16 protein-coding genes are annotated in these 18,002 nt (G+C 48.8%); 15 read left to right on the top strand and 1 reads right to left on the bottom strand.

The genetic code is table 11. The annotated features are described in order from the left end of the window. The 12 genes from priA (at nt 1) to MHB84_RS22790 (ending at nt 12,303) form a co-directional block, all read left to right on the top strand. The gene (gene priA / locus MHB84_RS22735; RefSeq protein ID WP_076288231.1) at nt 1-2,550 is read left to right on the top strand and encodes a primosomal protein N'; all 2,550 of its coding nucleotides are present in this window, start codon (nt 1-3) and stop codon (nt 2,548-2,550) included. 182 nt (nt 2,551-2,732) lie between these two features. Beyond that, a complete protein-coding gene (gene def / locus MHB84_RS22740; RefSeq protein ID WP_024631117.1) occupies nt 2,733-3,221 on the top strand; it encodes a peptide deformylase in 489 nt (162 codons plus the stop codon). Between the two features lie 12 nt (nt 3,222-3,233). Further along, on the top strand, nt 3,234-4,187 hold the full coding sequence (fmt, locus tag MHB84_RS22745) for a methionyl-tRNA formyltransferase (RefSeq protein WP_076288232.1): 954 nt from the start codon (nt 3,234-3,236) through the stop codon (nt 4,185-4,187). Further along, nucleotides 4,184-5,704, top strand: coding sequence for a 16S rRNA (cytosine(967)-C(5))-methyltransferase RsmB (rsmB, locus tag MHB84_RS22750; protein ID WP_076288233.1), 1,521 nt, complete (start codon nt 4,184-4,186; stop codon nt 5,702-5,704). The genes fmt and rsmB overlap by 4 nt, the downstream gene beginning before the upstream one ends. 232 nt (nt 5,705-5,936) lie before the next feature. After that, nucleotides 5,937-6,977, top strand: a complete 1,041-nt coding sequence (rlmN, locus tag MHB84_RS22755; protein ID WP_063565754.1) for a 23S rRNA (adenine(2503)-C(2))-methyltransferase RlmN — start codon at nt 5,937-5,939, stop codon at nt 6,975-6,977. A 7-nt stretch (nt 6,978-6,984) separates the two neighbouring features. Then, nucleotides 6,985-7,761 (top strand): Stp1/IreP family PP2C-type Ser/Thr phosphatase, encoded by a 777-nt coding sequence (locus tag MHB84_RS22760; RefSeq protein ID WP_063565604.1) that lies wholly within the window; start codon nt 6,985-6,987, stop codon nt 7,759-7,761. After that, the gene (pknB, locus tag MHB84_RS22765; protein WP_076288234.1) at nt 7,758-9,965 is read left to right on the top strand and encodes a Stk1 family PASTA domain-containing Ser/Thr kinase; all 2,208 of its coding nucleotides are present in this window, start codon (nt 7,758-7,760) and stop codon (nt 9,963-9,965) included. Before MHB84_RS22760 ends, pknB begins: the two co-directional genes overlap by 4 nt. 62 nt (nt 9,966-10,027) lie before the next feature. Next, nucleotides 10,028-10,945 (top strand): ribosome small subunit-dependent GTPase A, encoded by a 918-nt coding sequence (rsgA, locus tag MHB84_RS22770; protein WP_076288235.1) that lies wholly within the window; start codon nt 10,028-10,030, stop codon nt 10,943-10,945. Between the two features lies 1 nt (nt 10,946). Continuing rightward, nucleotides 10,947-11,606, top strand: coding sequence for a ribulose-phosphate 3-epimerase (gene rpe, locus MHB84_RS22775; RefSeq protein ID WP_053784310.1), 660 nt, complete (start codon nt 10,947-10,949; stop codon nt 11,604-11,606). Between the two features lie 2 nt (nt 11,607-11,608). Beyond that, a complete protein-coding gene (locus tag MHB84_RS22780) occupies nt 11,609-11,860 on the top strand; it encodes a hypothetical protein (protein ID WP_024631109.1) in 252 nt (83 codons plus the stop codon). 166 nt (nt 11,861-12,026) lie between these two features. Then, the gene (gene spoVM, locus MHB84_RS22785) at nt 12,027-12,107 is read left to right on the top strand and encodes a stage V sporulation protein SpoVM (protein ID WP_019424875.1); all 81 of its coding nucleotides are present in this window, start codon (nt 12,027-12,029) and stop codon (nt 12,105-12,107) included. Nucleotide 12,108: 1 nt separating this feature from the next. Next, complete coding sequence (locus MHB84_RS22790; RefSeq protein WP_064636619.1) at nt 12,109-12,303, top strand: hypothetical protein; 195 nt, start codon at nt 12,109-12,111, stop codon at nt 12,301-12,303. Here MHB84_RS22790 and rpmB read toward each other — a convergent pair whose 3' ends face one another. Continuing rightward, entirely contained in the window at nt 12,304-12,492 is a 189-nt protein-coding gene (gene rpmB, locus MHB84_RS22795) for a 50S ribosomal protein L28 (RefSeq protein ID WP_024631107.1), read from the bottom strand. It abuts the gene before it with no gap. 643 nt (nt 12,493-13,135) lie between these two features. Here rpmB and MHB84_RS22800 point away from each other — a divergent pair. From MHB84_RS22800 to recG, 3 genes are all read left to right on the top strand, one after another. Next, nucleotides 13,136-14,944 (top strand): DAK2 domain-containing protein, encoded by a 1,809-nt coding sequence (locus tag MHB84_RS22800; protein ID WP_076288236.1) that lies wholly within the window; start codon nt 13,136-13,138, stop codon nt 14,942-14,944. 77 nt (nt 14,945-15,021) lie between these two features. After that, nucleotides 15,022-15,885 carry a DegV family protein gene (locus MHB84_RS22805; RefSeq protein WP_076288237.1) on the top strand — a complete coding sequence of 288 codons (864 nt, stop codon included), beginning with the start codon at nt 15,022-15,024 and terminating at the stop codon, nt 15,883-15,885. A 10-nt stretch (nt 15,886-15,895) separates the two neighbouring features. Next, nucleotides 15,896-17,941, top strand: a complete 2,046-nt coding sequence (gene recG / locus MHB84_RS22810) for an ATP-dependent DNA helicase RecG (RefSeq protein WP_076288238.1) — start codon at nt 15,896-15,898, stop codon at nt 17,939-17,941. Nucleotides 17,942-18,002 lie beyond the last annotated feature (61 nt).

The following is an 18,002-nucleotide window of genomic DNA, read 5'->3' on the forward strand; positions in this document are numbered from 1 at the left end:
ATGGAGATCGCCAAGGTTATTGTCGATGTTCCTGTGAAGGAAACGGACCGGCCGTTTGATTATCTGGTGCCGGAATCCATGCGTGAATGGATTGAGATTGGCAGCAGGGTAGGTGTACCTTTTGGTCATCGGACGGTGCAGGGATTCGTGATTGATCTGGTACCTCGCACGGGAACGGAGACTTTCAAACTCAAACCGATTCAGGAATTGCTGGATATCGTTCCACCGTTGTCTGAAGATTTGGTTGAATTAGCCGAGTGGATGAGTGAACGTTATGCCAGCAACCGTATTTTGTCTTTGCAGGTGATGGTACCGACTGCGCTGAAAGGGAAAGCAGAACGGTATATCTCACTTGGAGATGCCCTGGATGGACAAATGGCAGGTTCTGCGTCAGGCGAAGAAGTTCTTTTTGTATGGGGAGAAGAATCGACTTCAGAAAAAGTGCAGCAAGATATTATTCGTTTTGTGAAGAGTCGTGGGCAGGTTCCCCTGCAACAATTGAGTCGTAAATACCCCAATCATGCTGCGCTGATCAAGAAGTTGTTGCTCAGTGGTGTCCTGCTGGAAAGTCAGGCAATTAAGGACAAGCTGAATAAAAAAACGATGAAATCCATTAATCTAGCTGTGGATGCAGCGGCTGCGGAAGAGGCATTGACTTCATTCCCGGCAAAGGCGCAACGGCAGAAAGAAGTTTTGGCTTTCTTGCTGGAAATGAAAGAACTGTTGCCGATGGCGATGAAAGAATTGTTGTCCACACTTCAGGTATCAGCGGCTACAGTCAAAGGGCTTGAGGAGAAGGGGTTAGTTGTGACGGAGGACGTCGAAGTCTTTCGTGACCCTTATCAGGGACGTAAGTTTCGTGCGACCGAGCCACTGAATCTGACCGACGAGCAGCAGCTAGTCTATAACAATATCAATGGTCGATTACAGGAAAGGCGCCATGGCGTCTTTTTGCTTCATGGTGTAACAGGCAGTGGCAAGACGGAAGTATACCTCCAGACCATTCAGCGCTGTATTGAACAGGATCGGCAGGCAATTGTACTTGTACCCGAGATTGCATTGACACCGCAGATGGTAGAGCGTTTTAAAGGACGTTTTGGTGATCAGGTTGCTGTGATGCACAGTCGTTTGTCTGGTGGAGAGCGTTATGATGAGTGGCGCAAAATTAGGGAAGGCCAGGTGAAAGTTGCCATTGGCGCCCGTTCAGCAGTCTTTGCTCCGTTTAGTCGTCTTGGTCTGATCATTATGGACGAGGAGCACGAGACTTCATATAAACAGGAAGAAACCCCGAAATATCATGCCCGTGATGTAGCGGTAAAAAGAGCACAGCAGCACCAGGCGGTCGTTGTCCTGGGTTCAGCGACACCTTCGCTGGAAAGTTACTATGCTGCTCGTTCGCAGAGCAATGATGATTTTGCACCACTTTTGTTGGAGATGCCTACCCGCGCACTTGGAAATAAGCTGCCAGAGGTACGAATTGTTGATATGCGTGAAGAGTTGAAGGACGGAAATCGCTCGATGTTCAGCCGTGCCTTGCATAAAGGGCTGGAAGAGCGGTTGGAGCGTGGGGAACAGACCGTGCTTTTGCTGAATCGACGTGGCTATTCTACCTTTGTGATGTGCCGCAGTTGTGGATACGTTGCAGGCTGTCCCGAGTGTGATATTTCATTAACCTATCATCAGCGCTCAAACAATCTTCGTTGTCATTATTGTGGTTATGCGGAAGCAGCACCAGAAGTGTGTCCGGATTGCGGTAGTGAGCATATTCGATATTTCGGTACAGGTACACAGCGGGTAGAGGAAGAATTGGCTAAGCTGTTTCCGGGTATTCGTGTTATTAGGATGGACGTGGATACAACGAGCGAAAAAGGTTCGCATGAGAAGTTATTGAAGCAGTTTCGTGAGAAAAAGGCAGACGTATTGCTGGGAACCCAGATGGTTGCCAAAGGGCTTGATTTTCCTGATGTCACTCTGGTTGGTGTCATCACCGCAGACTCCGCACTCAATTTGCCTGATTTCAGGGCTGCCGAAAAAACATTTCAGCTGCTCACCCAGGTGGCCGGCCGTGCTGGTCGACATCAACTGCCAGGCGAGGTATTCGTACAGTCCTATACACCAGAGCACTATTCGATTGGGCATGCGAGCCAGCATGACTATGTTTCGTTTGTCCGTGAGGAATTATTGCATCGGCGCAATTTGCAGTATCCGCCTTACTGTCGCCTGATTTTGGTGACTTTCTCACATGAGCAGCTTCCGGTACTGATCCGGTTGGCTGAGAACTACACACGAATACTGAAAGAAAAGGCAAATGCTGCTGGCTGGTTAGGTAGTTTGGACCGTTTCAGTAATGATGCCTTTGATGTGCTTGGCCCGGTAGCATCACCGATTCCTCGGATCAAGAATAGATACAGATTCCAATGTATGATAAAATGGCGGGGGGATGTCGACGCCATTGGACTGGCGCTCGCGACCGCCCGGCGCATGGACGACGATGTTCAGGCGCAGAAGCTGCAAATTAGTCTGGATGTAGACCCGCAAATGTTAATGTGAGCATTTGTAGTAAAATGCGGATGTAAACAAGCGGTATAAACATAGATTAAAAACAACATGAATGATGGCTCGATCTTAAAATCAGTTTTTGATACCTGCTACATAGCAGAAAATCAGTACTTATTTTTGAAATGAGCTTGATGTCCTGAAATTATGATGAGGATTAGGAAGGTGCTTACAAAATGTCTATTCGTATTATCGTGAAAGAACCGGATGAGGTACTACACAAAAGAGCTAAAGAAGTAACCAAAGTTACACCCAATGTACAGAAACTGCTGGATGATATGGCAGATACGATGTATGACGCAGAAGGCGTAGGTTTGGCTGCGCCACAGGTTGGTATTTTGAAACGCCTGATTGTGATCGATTGCGGAGATGAACAGGGGCTGATCAAGATGATCAATCCGGAGATTATTTCGAGCGAGGGAGAGCAATTTGGACCCGAAGGATGCTTGAGTATTCCTGGCATTAACGGTGATGTGCGTCGTTTTGAGACAGTTACAGTCAAAGGGCTGGACCGTGAAGGCAAGGAACTGATTATTACGGGCAGCGGATTGTTGTCACGTGCATTCCAACATGAGATTGACCACTTGGATGGTGTACTCTTTACGGATATTGCTGAAAAGGTATACGAAATTGCAGCCGATCAAACCGGGCCGCGTCGTAACTAAGGAGTGATTGATTTGAATATTGTTTTTATGGGAACGCCTGAATTTGCAGTTCCGTCTCTCGATATGCTTATAGCCGAGGGATATAACGTGGTTGGGGTAGTAACACAGCCAGATAAACCACAGGGCCGTAAAAAGGTACTTACACCAACACCAGTCAAGGCTGCGGCAGAACGCCACGGCCTGCCTGTATTTCAACCAGTGAAACTGCGTGCTCCAGAAGCTGTAGCCCAATTGGCTGAATGGAAACCGGACCTAATTGTGACTGCGGCTTTTGGGCAGATTCTGCCCAAAGCTGTGCTGGATATGCCCGTTCGTGGATGTGTGAACGTGCATGGCTCTCTTTTGCCAAAATATCGCGGTGGTGCCCCGATTCAACGCTCCATTATTAATGGAGAGCCAGTGACGGGAGTTACACTGATGTTTATGGCGGAAGGCTTGGATACGGGAGATATGATCTCACGTGTGGAAGTGGCGATTACGGATGAAGATACGTCAGGGTCCATGTTTGTAAAGCTCAGCGAAGCAGGCTCCAAATTGCTTCAGGAAGAAATGCCGCGGCTGGTAGCAGGCGAAACAACGGCTGTCCCACAGGATGAAGCCGAGGCTTCGTATGCTCGTAATCTGACTCGGGATGACGAGAAGATGGACTGGAATCGCACGTCGCGTGAATTGTTTAATCAAATTCGCGGTCTTGTGCCGTTCTCGGGTGCATTCACGATGTGGGATGAGCAGGTCTTCAAGGTCTGGGCAGCAGCAAATCCGAAGCAGGCGGATGTACTCTCTTCCTCGGATGCTGGACAAGCTGAGCCGGGAACGGTATTACAATTGGGCAGAAATGGCATTGAAGTTCGCACAGGTGACGGTTCTCTCTGGCTTACTGAGGTTCAGCCCGCAGGCAAAAAAGTGATGCAAGCTGCTGACTTTGCCCGTGGTGGCACTCTGAAACCAGGAACGGTGCTGCAATGAGCGGAAATACACCGGGCCGTCCGTCAGGAAATGGTCATAAAGTCGCAGGAAATACGTCCGGGCGTGGAGGTAATAAACCACGTCCCAACCAGGGGAGATCGGGTCGAGCAGGAAATGCATCTGCGTCCCCAGCTTCGGCCAACGGTACATCACGCTCGGAGCGGCCTAAAACATCTGCTCGTGCACTCGCTGTAAAGGTACTCAGCGCCGTTGAGCAAGAGGGAGCTTACAGCAACCTTGAGCTGAACCGGCGTCTGAAAGAGGCCGAGCTGAGTCCGGCAGATGCCGGACTAGCTACAGAGTTGGTCTATGGTACGATCGCAAGACGGAATACCCTTGATTATTTTCTGGAACGCTATGTAGCCAAAGGTGTATCCAAGCTGCAACCTTGGGTTCGTAGCCTGCTGCGCATCAGCGTGTACCAGATGTTATATCTGGACCGTATTCCGGAACACGCGGTGGTGAGTGAAGCCGTCAACTTGGCTAAGAAATTAGGTCATCAGGGCATCTCCGGTATGGTGAATGGCGTTCTACGGAACATGATTCGCAATCGTGATGAACTGCGCATTCCCGAACATTTGCCTGCAGCTGAACGTATCTCACTGGAGCATTCACACCCGCTGTGGATGGTCGAACGCTGGATCAGCCAATATGGCGAAGAGACAGCGGAAGCGATTTGCCGTGCAAATAATGAACCGCCTGCGGTTAGTGTTCGTGTGAACACGACAATGACTACACGTGAGAAATTAATGCTGGAGATGGAGAGCACGGGTGCTATCGTGGAACCTTCCCGGCTTAGTCCGGACGGTATTCTCGTACGCAGTGGTGGCAACATGGCACTTACGTCCTGGTATCGGGATGGCTTGCTGTCCGTTCAGGATGAAAGTTCCATGCTTGTAGCCGAGGCAGTTGGGCCTGAAGATGGTCAGACTGTACTGGACTGCTGTGCAGCTCCTGGCGGAAAGACAGCCCATATGGCGGAGAAAATGCAGGACCGTGGACGAATTGTGGCCAATGATGTACATGCTCACAAACGTCAGTTGATCATGGATCAGGCAGATCGTCTGGGACTTAGCTGTATTGATGCTGTAACAGGAGATGCACTTGATTTGGATGAGCGTTATCCTGAGGCGTCATTTGACCGTATTTTGCTGGATGCGCCATGTTCTGGTCTAGGTGTTATTCGCCGCAAGCCGGATGTCAAATGGACGAAAACTGCTGAAGATATCCACGATATCTCCAATCTGCAACGTGAACTGCTGGATCGGGTTGCACCGCTATTAAAGCCGGGGGGTATTCTGGTGTACAGTACGTGTACAATCGAGCCTGCGGAGAACGAGCATAGAGTCGCTGACTTTTTGGACCGGCATCCGGAATACAAGGCGGCTGAAGAGTCTGCCTGGTCTGGTCTGGAGACAGCAGAGTGGAAGGTTGTGAACGGTGGTGTGCAGATCCTGCCACAGTACGCTCACAGTGACGGATTTTTCATTGCCAGGTTGACAAGGATAGCGGATTAACAGTTTAATAGAGCACTGAAGGATAGCCGCCGAGGGGAACTTCGGCGGATTTCTTTGTGATTAGACTGAAGGTGTTCAACATCAGTAAAATGTGATGATAGGGTGCTATGCAGGCACTGAGGTGTTATAATGCATGAAGTACAGGCATCAAGGGTATACATGGATGTAAAGTGGTCTTTGTGATAGAATAGGAAGAATGAAAAGAAAAGAAGGAATAGGTGTTGACAACAAAATGAAACCTTTTATATATGATTATTCCCTGGAGGAGCTGCAACAGTGGGCTGTTGAGAACGGGGAGCCGGCTTTTCGCGGTGGTCAGATCTTCGACTGGATTTATGTGAAACGTGTCAATGATTTCAGTGAAATGACGAACTTGTCCAAAGCGCTGCGTGAAAAACTGACTGAACAATTTGAATTCGTTACACTTACTGAAATTACGAAGTTTGAATCCAAGGATGGAACTGTGAAATTCCTGTTCGGTCTGCACGATGATCATGCGATTGAAACAGTTATTATGAAGCACAACTATGGTAACAGCATCTGTGTAACAACACAGGTTGGCTGCCGGATTGGCTGCACGTTCTGTGCATCCACGCTGGGTGGACTGAAACGTAACCTTACAGCTGGCGAAATTGTCGCTCAGGTTGTGCAAGCCCAGAAAATTTTGGACGAACGTGGTGAGCGGGTCAGCAGCATCGTAATCATGGGTTCAGGTGAACCTTTTGAGAACTATGAAGCAACAATGACGTTCCTGCGTATCATGATTCACGAAAAAGGGCTGAATATTGGTCAGCGCCATATCACGGTGTCCACAAGTGGAATCGTACCAAACATTTACAAGTTTGCAGATGAAGATACACAGATTAACCTGGCGATTTCCATCCATGCGCCAAATGATGCATTGCGTTCTAAATTGATGCCGGTAAACCGCCGTTTTCCTTTTGAGGATGTAATGGAGTCGTTGCGTTATTACTTGGCGAAAACGGGTCGCAGAATTACGTTTGAGTACGCACTTATCGGTGGTGTGAATGATCAGCCGGAACATGCGGCAGAACTGGCAAGCGTGCTTAAGAACATGTTGTGCCATGTGAACCTGATTCCGGTCAACCATGTACCTGAGCGCAAGTACGTAAGAACATCCAGAAGCGATATTTTCAATTTTCAGAAGATTCTCTCGGAGCAGGGTGTTAATGTAACCATTCGTCGTGAACAGGGACATGATATTGCTGCCGCTTGCGGTCAGCTTCGTGCAAAGCATATGGAGTTGAGGTGAGAACGTTTTGATCAAAACAGTTCATGTGAGCCATATCGGACGGGTGCGTTCGGTGAATGAAGATTCATCCTGGATTAGAAATCTCGATACAGGTTATATTCTGGGTATTGTTGCCGATGGTATGGGCGGACATCTTGCAGGAGATACGGCAAGCCGTCTGGCGGTAGAGACGTTGGTGCAGGATCTGGGAACGCTTGAGCCGGGTCTTTCACATGCGTCTTTGTCAGCCGCATTGAGCGATGCTATTTTGCATGCCAACGAAGTGATCTTCCGTACTGCCTCCTCGGATGATAATTACCACAACATGGGAACCACCGTGGTTGCGGCGTTATTAAATGATACGGAAGGCGTTATTGGTCACATCGGTGATAGCAGAGCATACAAAATTGCAAACAAACATGTGATCCAGTTGACCGAGGACCATACACTGGTCAATGAATTGTTCAAAAATGGTCAGATCAGCAAAGAAGATGTCTCTCATCATCCGCGTCGAAATGTGCTGACACGTGCTCTTGGGACAGATGCTGAAGTGAAGGTGGATCTGGATACCGTCAAGCTGGAAGAAGGCGAAGTTCTTCTCCTGTGCAGTGATGGGCTTAGTAATCTGGTCAGCAATGAGCAGATCATTCAGGTCGCAGGTAATCTGGAACTGGCATTGGAAGATCGTGCGGATCGCCTGCTTCAGCTGGCTTTGCTTGCTGGAGGAGATGACAATATTACGGTGGCATTATTCGAACTGCAAAAGGAAGGTTCCGTGATATCGGAAACGGGGTGTGAGTCATGATTGGGCACCAGCTAGGCGGACGCTATGAAGTGATCGAGCGTGTCGGCGGTGGCGGCATGGCTCTTGTGTATAAGGCCCAGGACCTGTTGCTCAACCGGAACGTTGCCATCAAAGTGTTACGGCAGCAATTTGTGCATGACGAAGAGTTTATCCGCCGTTTCCGCAGAGAAGCACAATCCGCAGCTTCGCTGTCACATCCTAACGTAGTTAGTGTTTATGATGTCGGACAGGAAGATGATGTTCATTATATTGTCATGGAATATGTTGAAGGTAAAAACCTGAATGAAATTATAAAAGAACGGGCGCCTCTGCAGGTGGACGAGGCCGTTCGAATTGCCTCCCAGATTGCAGATGCTCTCGATCATGCACATCATAATCAGATCATTCATCGGGATATCAAACCGCATAATATATTGATTGGTCGTAATGGCCGTGTGAAAGTAACGGATTTCGGGATTGCCCGTGCGGTTACGTCCACAACGATTACACAGACCGGCTCAGTAGTTGGTTCCGTACATTACTTCTCACCTGAGCATGCCAAAGGCATCGTGACTGGCGAGAAGTCGGACTTATATTCTCTTGGTATAGTACTCTATCAAATGCTGACTGGTCAGCTTCCGTTCCTGGGAGAGAGTCCAATTAGCGTTGCTTTGAAGCATTTGCAGGAAGAGTTTGATGAACCTCGCAAATTTAATCCACTTATCCCGCAAAGCGTGGAGAACGTTATTCTTAAATCCATGCGCAAAAATCCGCAGGAGCGTTACCAATCTGCTAAAGAAATGCAGACGGATCTGGAAACCTGCCTGATGCCGGAAAGACGTAATGAAACGAAAATTGATTTTCCGGATGAGGATGATATCGATCAGACCCGTGTTATGCCGGCGATCAAGCCGGAGCCACGTGGAGTTACATCCACAGGTGCTGTACCCGTGATGGAGTCTGACCAAGATAACAACAAGGGCAAAACCAAAACAAAGAACTGGAAGAAGCCAGCGCTGCTGATCTCGTTGACAGTGCTTATTCTTATCGCGATGGTTGGAGTTGTATGGTACGTGAAAGGCATGCTTGTTGTGCCTGATGTTAAGGTGCCCAATGTCATTGGCCAAACCGAGGAAAAGGCTCGTCAAATGTTGCAGGATCAAGGGCTTGTGGTCAGTGATAATGTCATCCGGGAGTACAAGGAGGATGTGGACCCAGGTATTGTATTTGACCAGACCCGAAATGAAGGCGATGTGGTCAAAGAAGGCTCTGAGGTCCAGCTGAGTGTTGGGGCGGAAAAAGAGTTGTTGAAGATGATTGATCTCAAAGACCTTTCATACGATGAGGCGGTCAAACAACTCACCGAACTGGATATCAAAGAGGATCAGATTCAGCGTAAAGAAGAGTTTTCGAATGATAAATCTGCGGGAACGGTCCTATCCCAAACTCCTGGGGTGAATGTAGAATACGATCCCGCAGAGGTTCAGATTGTTCTGACCGTTAGCAAAGGCTCCGAAACAATAAAAATGCCGGACTTGAAGAACCGTACTCGAAGTGAGGCAGAGAGTATGCTCAAATCCGCCGGTTTAATCCTTGCTCAGGTTCAGGAAGAGTCGAGCTACACCGTAGATGAAGGCAAAGTGACACAGCAATGGCCTGTAGAAGCCGGTGCAGACGTGAATCCTGGTGACAAAATTACCATTTTCATTAGTACAGGTTATCCGCCAGAGGCATTGAACTACGCCTATAACATTAACGTTTCGCCAAAAGAAGAAGGTAAGAACAGCAAAATTCGAATTACTTTCGAGGATGCTCGTGGTAAAAGTCAGGAATGGGGGACCCGGACAATCAAGTCTGCCCAAATGCTGACAATTCCGCTTATTTTGGCTCCAAACGTCGATGGTGTTGTCTCTGTCTACCGGGATGGCCAATTCCTGGATACGTATCTGGTGTCCTACAGTGATGCCAAGAATGGAACGGTAGTTGTGCCTACCATTGAGCCTGAGAAGGGTGCAGAGCCGCCTCCAACAACGGAGGAGCCTGAACAAGGCGGTGGTGGTGATGAAGGCACCGTGGATACACAACAGGAAGGTGAACCGGATACACCTGTTGAGGGTGAAGGGGAGCATGACGAAGCAGATACTTCTGCGATGAAGAACGGAAATGGTCTCGCCAAAGGAAAAGATAAGAAAAAGGAAGTCGTTAACGCATCAAGCCGTCCATAAGGGCGGCTTATTGCCGACGTTCAGGGTAAATGTACTGTAAATTAAAGGAGGGCGACGGAGCTATGCCAGAAGGTATCATCGTTAAAGCGCTAAGCGGTTACTATTATGTCATGCCACTGGAAGACAGCGGGGTGCCTTCGGTTGAGGGCTCCGCCGTTCAATGTCGGGCCAGAGGTATCTTCAGAAAACGGGGTACTTCACCACTTGTGGGTGACCGTGTCAGCTATATGCTGACAGAGAACGGAGAAGGAACAGTAGATGAGATTCGCAAACGTGAAACGGAGTTAATTCGTCCACCTGTTGCCAATGTAAGTCTGGCTGTTCTGTTATTTTCCGTTAAGGAACCGGACATGAATCTCAATCTGTTGGACAAATTCCTGGTACATATCGAACAAGCTGGACTGGATGCACTGATTGTGCTCACGAAGCAGGACCTGGCTGATCCAGAAAACGATGCCCGTGATACAGTAGCAGAAGTAAAAGCTATGTACGAGCAAATTGGATATGAAGTTATCTCTACCAGTTCACGAACCGGTGAAGGCAATGAACTGCTCAAGGAGCGTCTTGCCGGCAAGATTAGCGTATTCTCCGGGCAATCCGGTGTAGGTAAATCTTCGATGCTGAATGCCTTGATGCCAGGTCTAACCCTGGAGACCAGTGCAATCAGCATGCGCCTTGGCCGAGGGAAACACACCACCAGGCACGTGGAGCTCATACCGCTGGATAATGGTGGCTTTGTCGCGGATACGCCGGGATTCAGCCAACTGGACTTCCTGGAGATTGGTGTGGAGGAGTTATCCACTTGTTTCCGGGAGTTCGCTCAATATGCGGATCAATGTAAGTTCCGAGGCTGTACCCATACGCACGAACCAGGTTGTCGGGTGCTTGCAGCCAAAGCGGAGGGAATGATCTCCGAAAGCCGTTATCAGCACTACGAACAATTCCTTACAGAAATGAAAGACAAAAAGCGGAGGTATTAATATGATTAAAATTGCACCATCTATTTTATCTGCGGATTTTGCCCGTCTCGGCGCGGAAGTGGCGGAAGCCCAAGCTGCTGGCGGAGACTGGATTCATGTTGATGTCATGGACGGTCATTTCGTCCCTAATATTACGCTTGGACCTGCGATTGTAAAAGCGATCGCTCCACATACAAGCTTGCCGCTTGATGTGCATTTAATGATCGAGAACCCAGAACGTTATGTGGAGGAATTTGCGAAAGCTGGCGCGGCGGTTATTACGGTTCATGCCGAGGCTTGTGTGCATCTGCACCGCGTTATTCATCTGATCAAAGAACAGGGAGTTAAGGCAGGGGTTGCTCTTAATCCGGGAACTCCGGCGAGTGCTATTCAGGAAGTGCTGGACGATGTGGATATGGTGCTTGTCATGACCGTAAATCCCGGTTTTGGTGGACAGGCTTTCATCTCTGGCACGATGAACAAAATTAAGCAAATTCGTAGCTGGCTGAACGAAAAAGGACGTCATGACGTGCATATTGAAGTGGATGGCGGTATTGCTGCCGACACGGCTCCGCTTGTGGTTGAAGCTGGCGCGGATGTGCTTGTTGCGGGAAGTGCTGTATTTGGACGTGAAGATCGCGCTGCCGCGATTGCCGAAATTCGCAGTAGTTACGGAGGCTGAGCATGAACCTCAAGGAGACGCTGTGGACAATGGCTGCGAGTCTCGTTACGGGACTGGTGCTGGCTATGTTTGCGGTTATTCAATCCCCATACAATGCGATTACGTCATTGATCGGGGTTGGTGTTGTCATTATGTACTTCCGCAAATTTGACCGTACAGGACTTCGGGTTACTTTTGTGATATTCAGCATACTGTATTACTTATTGAGTGTATTCATGATCGCTGTCTATCAATATATCCCTACCCAAACCTAAATGACCTGATAACAGGCTCGTCATTGTGGAATAGGGACAGAGGGTTCCGCATAAATATGGTTACATGAGCAGGTTTCTCATGTAGCCTTTTTTGTCGTGTTTAAGGCAAGGAAGGCCTGGAGCATAGGATACGGCGGATGCATGAGCATGATGGGGAGGGTGAAGTATGAAATTTTACACATTCAAACTGCCGAAGTTTTTGGGAGGGTTTGTAAAGGCGATTCTTAATACGTTTCAAAAGAACTGACATGATTAAAAGGTTCCATTGGCGAATACCGCCGCTTTGGCTACAGGATCATCTGGAATTCGGACCTGCGAAGCGCCATGCGGCGGCCATTCACATGCTGATGTGTGTATTCATGATTTTATTTCTGAATACCAAAAAAGCACCTGCAAGGAACAAGGTGCTTTTTGCTTACCCGATTTATAGTAGCTTTGCGTGATTATACGCGAGTCACTTTACCGGCTTTCAGTGCACGGGTGCTTACGTATACACGTTTTGGTTTACCGTTCACGAGAATGCGGACCTTCTGAACGTTTACGCCCCAAGAACGACGGTTACGGTTGTTAGCGTGGGATACGTGGTTACCGGTGCCCGGTTTCTTACCTGTCACATAACATTTGCGAGACATAGATTACACCTCCTATCCTAAAATAACCAGTTGCCCTAAGGAGACACGAATGTCAATCCAGACGGGCTAAATTGTTCTTCCTGACCGCAATGGTCAGGTTCCAGTAGCTAATGGCGTTGTTCAAGCCGGCATAGCCGGATCATTTCCATTACTAAACCTGCATAAAACAATACTTGAATATAATATCATATTGAAAAAAGCTTCGTCAACTGATCCAAAAACTTTATTTATTTCTCCTGTCTAATATAGTACAATGTTGAATAGTCCATAATACAGCGGTGAACAGGCTGTTGCCGCGGGGAAGCCGGAGAAAAAACCGGCCTTAAAGGTCGGTGGTCTGCTTTTTTGGCAACGCTGTGAGCTGCGGCATTCCATCATTGGCACCAGTCTCCATGCGGCATTCATGCCGGCTCTTGATACCGGTGCATATCCGTATGCCCCGAGTTAGGGGTTACAGAGCAATTGCAGGATATCGGTTGCCCGGCCGCCCAGACCGTTAATCCGGCTGACATTATGTATTATTATGCCTGTGCCGGACAAGGTATGGACGAAGAATAACGCGATAAGCGTTTGCGCATGAACAGACCAGATAACATCTTGGTGCAAGATGTTCGTGTATCAAGCTAGGAAGGGGAATTCTCACTTGAGTATACGTTCTTTAAATGGAACAGATTTCACCGCAATGGTACTTGCCGGAGCGGAACAACTTGGACAGCATGCAGAGCACGTCAATTCCCTGAATGTTTTCCCTGTGCCGGATGGTGACACGGGAACGAACATGAATTTGACAATGAGTGCAGGAGTGGCAGAGATTAAACGTAAGAGTTCTGCCTCCATCGGAGAAGCTGCCGGTATTTTATCAAAAGGCCTGCTTATGGGTGCACGGGGGAATTCCGGAGTAATATTATCGCAATTGTTCCGCGGATTCAGTCGTTCAGCTGCTCCTTACGAGGAACTGAATACACTCCAGTTCGCCGCAGCCCTGCAGAACGGTGTGGACGCAGCTTATAAAGCCGTAGTGAAGCCCGTTGAAGGGACCATTCTTACCGTAGCCAAGGAAGCGGCGAAACATGCCAGCTACTACGCAAGACGGACGAATGATATAACTGAATTAATGAATGAAGTATTGTTAAAAGCAAAAGAAGCACTGGCAATGACTCCGGAATTGCTGCCTGTATTGAAACAGGTCGGTGTTGTGGATTCGGGCGGTCAGGGGCTTGTATATATTTACGAAGGCTTTATGGACGTTCTGCTGCAAACGGATGGGGCAAGTCGTACATCCTTCCAGAGAGACGTACAACCAACCGTAGCGGCATCTGCATTGAAACCAGCTGCACCGTCAGAAGTGGTTTCTGAGAAGCCTGCACAGCAGGTAATCGTGCCGGAGATGCCAATGTCTGCCCAAGCACGACTGGAAACGGAAGATATTGAGTTCCTATATGACATGGAGTTCTTTATTAACCGTGAGCTTGGAGAGAACGCAGGCGTTGCATTTGATGACGAAGCATTCCGGAAAGCGTTGTCAGTTAACGGGGACTCCATCATTATTATTGCTGACGATGAAGTGATTAAGGTTCACGTGCATTCCAAGACACCTGGGGATGTATTAAATCTGGCTCTCCGTTATGGAGAAATCACACAAATTCACATTCTCAATATGCGTGAGCAGCATCGTGATCTGCTGACTGCAGGTATGGACATTGCGCCTTCGCCTGAGCTGTTCGCAGAGATTCCTCCTGAAGCGACGCGTAGCGTGGAAAAAGCTGTGCTCCCAGCAGACGAGATGGCACCATATGGTTTCATCGCGGTATCTTCTGGTGAAGGCATTGCGGAGATTTTCCAGAGTCTCGGCGTGGATGTTGTTCTGTCTGGTGGACAGACGATGAATCCGAGCACTGAAGATTTTGTGAAAGCGGTGCGTTCGATCGCGGCAGAACAGGTATTTATTTTGCCGAACAACTCCAATATTGTACTTGCTGCCGAACAGGCTCGCGAGTTGCTTGAAGATGAGCGTCGAATTATTGTGATTCCGAGCAAGACGATCCCTCAGGGCATGGCAGCGGCTTTTGCTTTCCAGGAGGATGAATCTGCGGAAACCAATCGTGACCATATGCTTGAGGCGATTAGCCGGGTACAGTCCGGTCAAGTGACTCATGCGGTCAGAGATACACAATATGACGAGCTTGATATCAAAGCTGGACACTATATCGGTATCCATAATTCCAAGATCGTGGCAACGGATGAAAGCATGCTGCACGCATGTGAAGGCCTGCTGCAACAGATGATGGAGAGCGGAGATGAAGTAGTGACCATCCTTGAAGGGGACGAGGCCACCCCTGAGATTACCGCTGCGCTTGTCGCATGGCTTGAAGAACAATATCCTGATGCTGAGGTAGAGGTGCATCTTGGAGGACAGCCGGTTTATTATTATTTGTTCTCTGTAGAGTCCTAATAGAGGTTGTTCAAAAAGTTCCCAGTTAACTTTTTGAACATGCACTAATAGCACTTAAGCAAAGAGGAGGAAATCTGATGAGCCACAAGGTTGCGATCGTAACCGATAGCACGGCAGATATACCGGAAGAACTGATCCATAAATACGGGATTCATGTTGTTCCGCTGCGTGTTTTGTTCGGGGAGGAAGCTTATGCAGACGGCGTTGATCTGACTTCGGAACAGTTCTATGCAAAATTGGAGAAGGTATCCGTGCTGCCTACAACCTCACAGCCTTCTCCCACCGATTTTATGAATATCTATAACACATTGTTGGATGAGGACCCAGAGCGGCCCATTGTATCGATTCATTTGTCTTCCGGCATGAGTGGTACCTATCAATCGGCACTGCTTGGCAAATTGTTGCTGGAACGTGAGGGAGACATAACGGTACTGGATTCGAAGTCTGCATCCTATGGATATGGTTTATTGGTCGTACAGGCTGCCGAGCTTGCTGAACAAGGCAAGTCCGCTACGGAGATCGCTGCGGCTGTAGGAGCCATGCAGCAGAGCCGCAAGCTGTTCTTTCTCGTAGATACATTAGAGTATCTGCAGAAAGGCGGTCGGATAGGCAAGGCTGCCGCCATCTTGGGAACACTGCTGAATATTAAACCGATCTTGTCCATTGATGAGGAAGGCGTTATTTACGCAGTGGAGAAAGTCAGAGGTCACAAAAAAGCCATGGCACGCATTATTGAGCTGTTTCAGCAGGATCTGGCGGGTCAACGTGTTAATCTGGCGGTAGGTCATACCGCAGACCCGGGATCAGCGATCGCTTGTGCAGAGCAATTACGCGGGCATTTTACACTGAATGAAGTGGTATATACCAATATTGGGGCCGTCATTGGCAGCCATGTTGGGCCAGGCGTAATTGCCATCTTTATGTGGCCTGTTCCGGAATGAGGGATTAGACATGAAATGGGAAGAAATATCGGTAAAACAAATTAGCGGCGTGAGTGCTCTCAAAGAGGGAGAGCTTCACGCCTTTGGCATCTCTACTGTAAAAGACTTGCTTGAATATTACCCGTTTCGTTATGAGGATTATCGGCTGCGTTCGCTCAGTGAAGTGAAGGACGGGGAGAAAATTACGGTACAGGGTAAAGTGATGGGTATCCCGGTGTTGCAACGTTATGGCAAAAAGTCACGTCTTACCTGTAAAGTGATGACGGAAGAATGGATGATCTCAGCCACCTGGTTCAATCGGCATTTTCTGAAGGAGCAGCTTACGCCCAATCGGGAGATTGTCATTACAGGGAAATGGGAACAGAAACGTATGCAGATGACCGTAACGGATTCGGAATTCCCGGATAAAGGGGAAGGGCGTTCGGGCACGCTGCAGCCTGTGTACTCCGTAACCGGCAAGCTTACGCAGTCCTGGATGCGCAAAACGATTAATCAGGGGTTAGTCCAATTCGGGGAAATGATCCCCGAAATTCTGCCTCAATCACTCATGAAGAAATATGGATTCATGGCTCGCAAACAGGCGATTGCCGGGATTCACCGTCCGCAGGATAACCGGGAAGGCCAGCAGGCCAGACAACGGATGGTGTATGAGGAGTTATTTTTGTTTCAACTCAAGATGCAGGCCTATCGTGCATTGAACCGGGATCGTATGGATGGTGTAGTACACACAACGGATAATACGACGATTCGGGAGTTCGTTCGCAGTTTGCCATTTGAACTGACGGATGCGCAGAAGAAGGTAGAGCTTGAAATTCTGCATGATATGCGTTCACCGTATTCGATGAACCGGTTGCTGCAGGGAGATGTAGGCTCAGGTAAAACGGTTATTGCAGCGATTGCGCTGTATACGACCGTTCGTTCCGGTTTTCAGGGGGCTCTGATGGTCCCTACGGAGATTCTGGCAGAACAGCATATGCGCTCACTGCAAAAGCTGTTTGAACCCTTTGGCGTAACTGTGGGTCTGTTAACGGGCAGTGTGAATGGACGGAAGCGCAAAGATCTGATTGCATCCTTGCAGATGGGGATGATCGATATCGTTGTCGGTACACACGCTCTGATCCAGGAAGATGTATTTTTCCGCGATCTGGGTCTTGTCGTTACGGATGAACAGCATCGCTTCGGTGTGAATCAGCGCAGCGTTTTGCGGCGTAAAGGCTATAACCCGGATGTGTTAACGATGACGGCGACGCCGATACCGCGAACACTGGCGATTACGGCTTTTGGTGATATTGAGGTATCGACCATCTCGGAACGTCCAAAGGGACGGATTCCAATCTCAACGTACTGGGTCAAGCACGACATGATGGACCGGGTACTTGGTTTTATTTCGCGAGAAGTGGACCAGGGACGTCAGGCCTATCTGATCTGTCCGCTCATTGAAGAGTCGGAGAAGCTGGATGTACAGAATGCGATTGACCTGCATATCCAGATGCAGCAGAACTTTCCGAAGTACCGTGTAGGTCTGCTGCATGGACGGATGACGGCTGGCGAGAAAGAAGAGATGATGCGGGACTTCTACAGCAACGAAATTCAGCTCCTGGTCTCCACAACGGTTGTGGAGGTCGGGGTCGATGTGCCTAACGCAACGCTGATGGTTATTATGGATGCGGACCGCTTCGGTCTGTCGCAGCTGCATCAGCTTCGTGGCCGGGTGGGTCGGGGCGCTCATGCCTCCTATTGTGTGCTTATTGCTGATCCCAAGACAGAAGTTGGGCAGGAGCGCATGAAGGTCATGACGGAAACTGAAGATGGATTCGAAGTATCCCGTCGAGATCTGGATCTGCGGGGACCGGGGGATTTCTTTGGCACCAAGCAAAGTGGATTACCCGAGTTCCGTCTTGCCGACATGGTTGCGGATTTTGCCGTATTGGAGCAGGCCCGAGATGATGTGTCCAGCCTGATTGCGGATGCGAACTTCTGGACGTCTGTTGACTACGCTCCTTTACGTGACTTTTTACAGCAGCAGCAAGTATTCCAGGGTGATCTGATCGATTAATCGGGGCTGTAGATGTGTGGTTTTCCACATTTTCCGTGGGAAAATGTCAAGTGTACAGGCC

The sequence above is a fragment of the Paenibacillus sp. FSL F4-0087 genome (assembly GCF_038020215.1).
Lineage (GTDB): Bacteria > Bacillota > Bacilli > Paenibacillales > Paenibacillaceae > Paenibacillus > Paenibacillus taichungensis.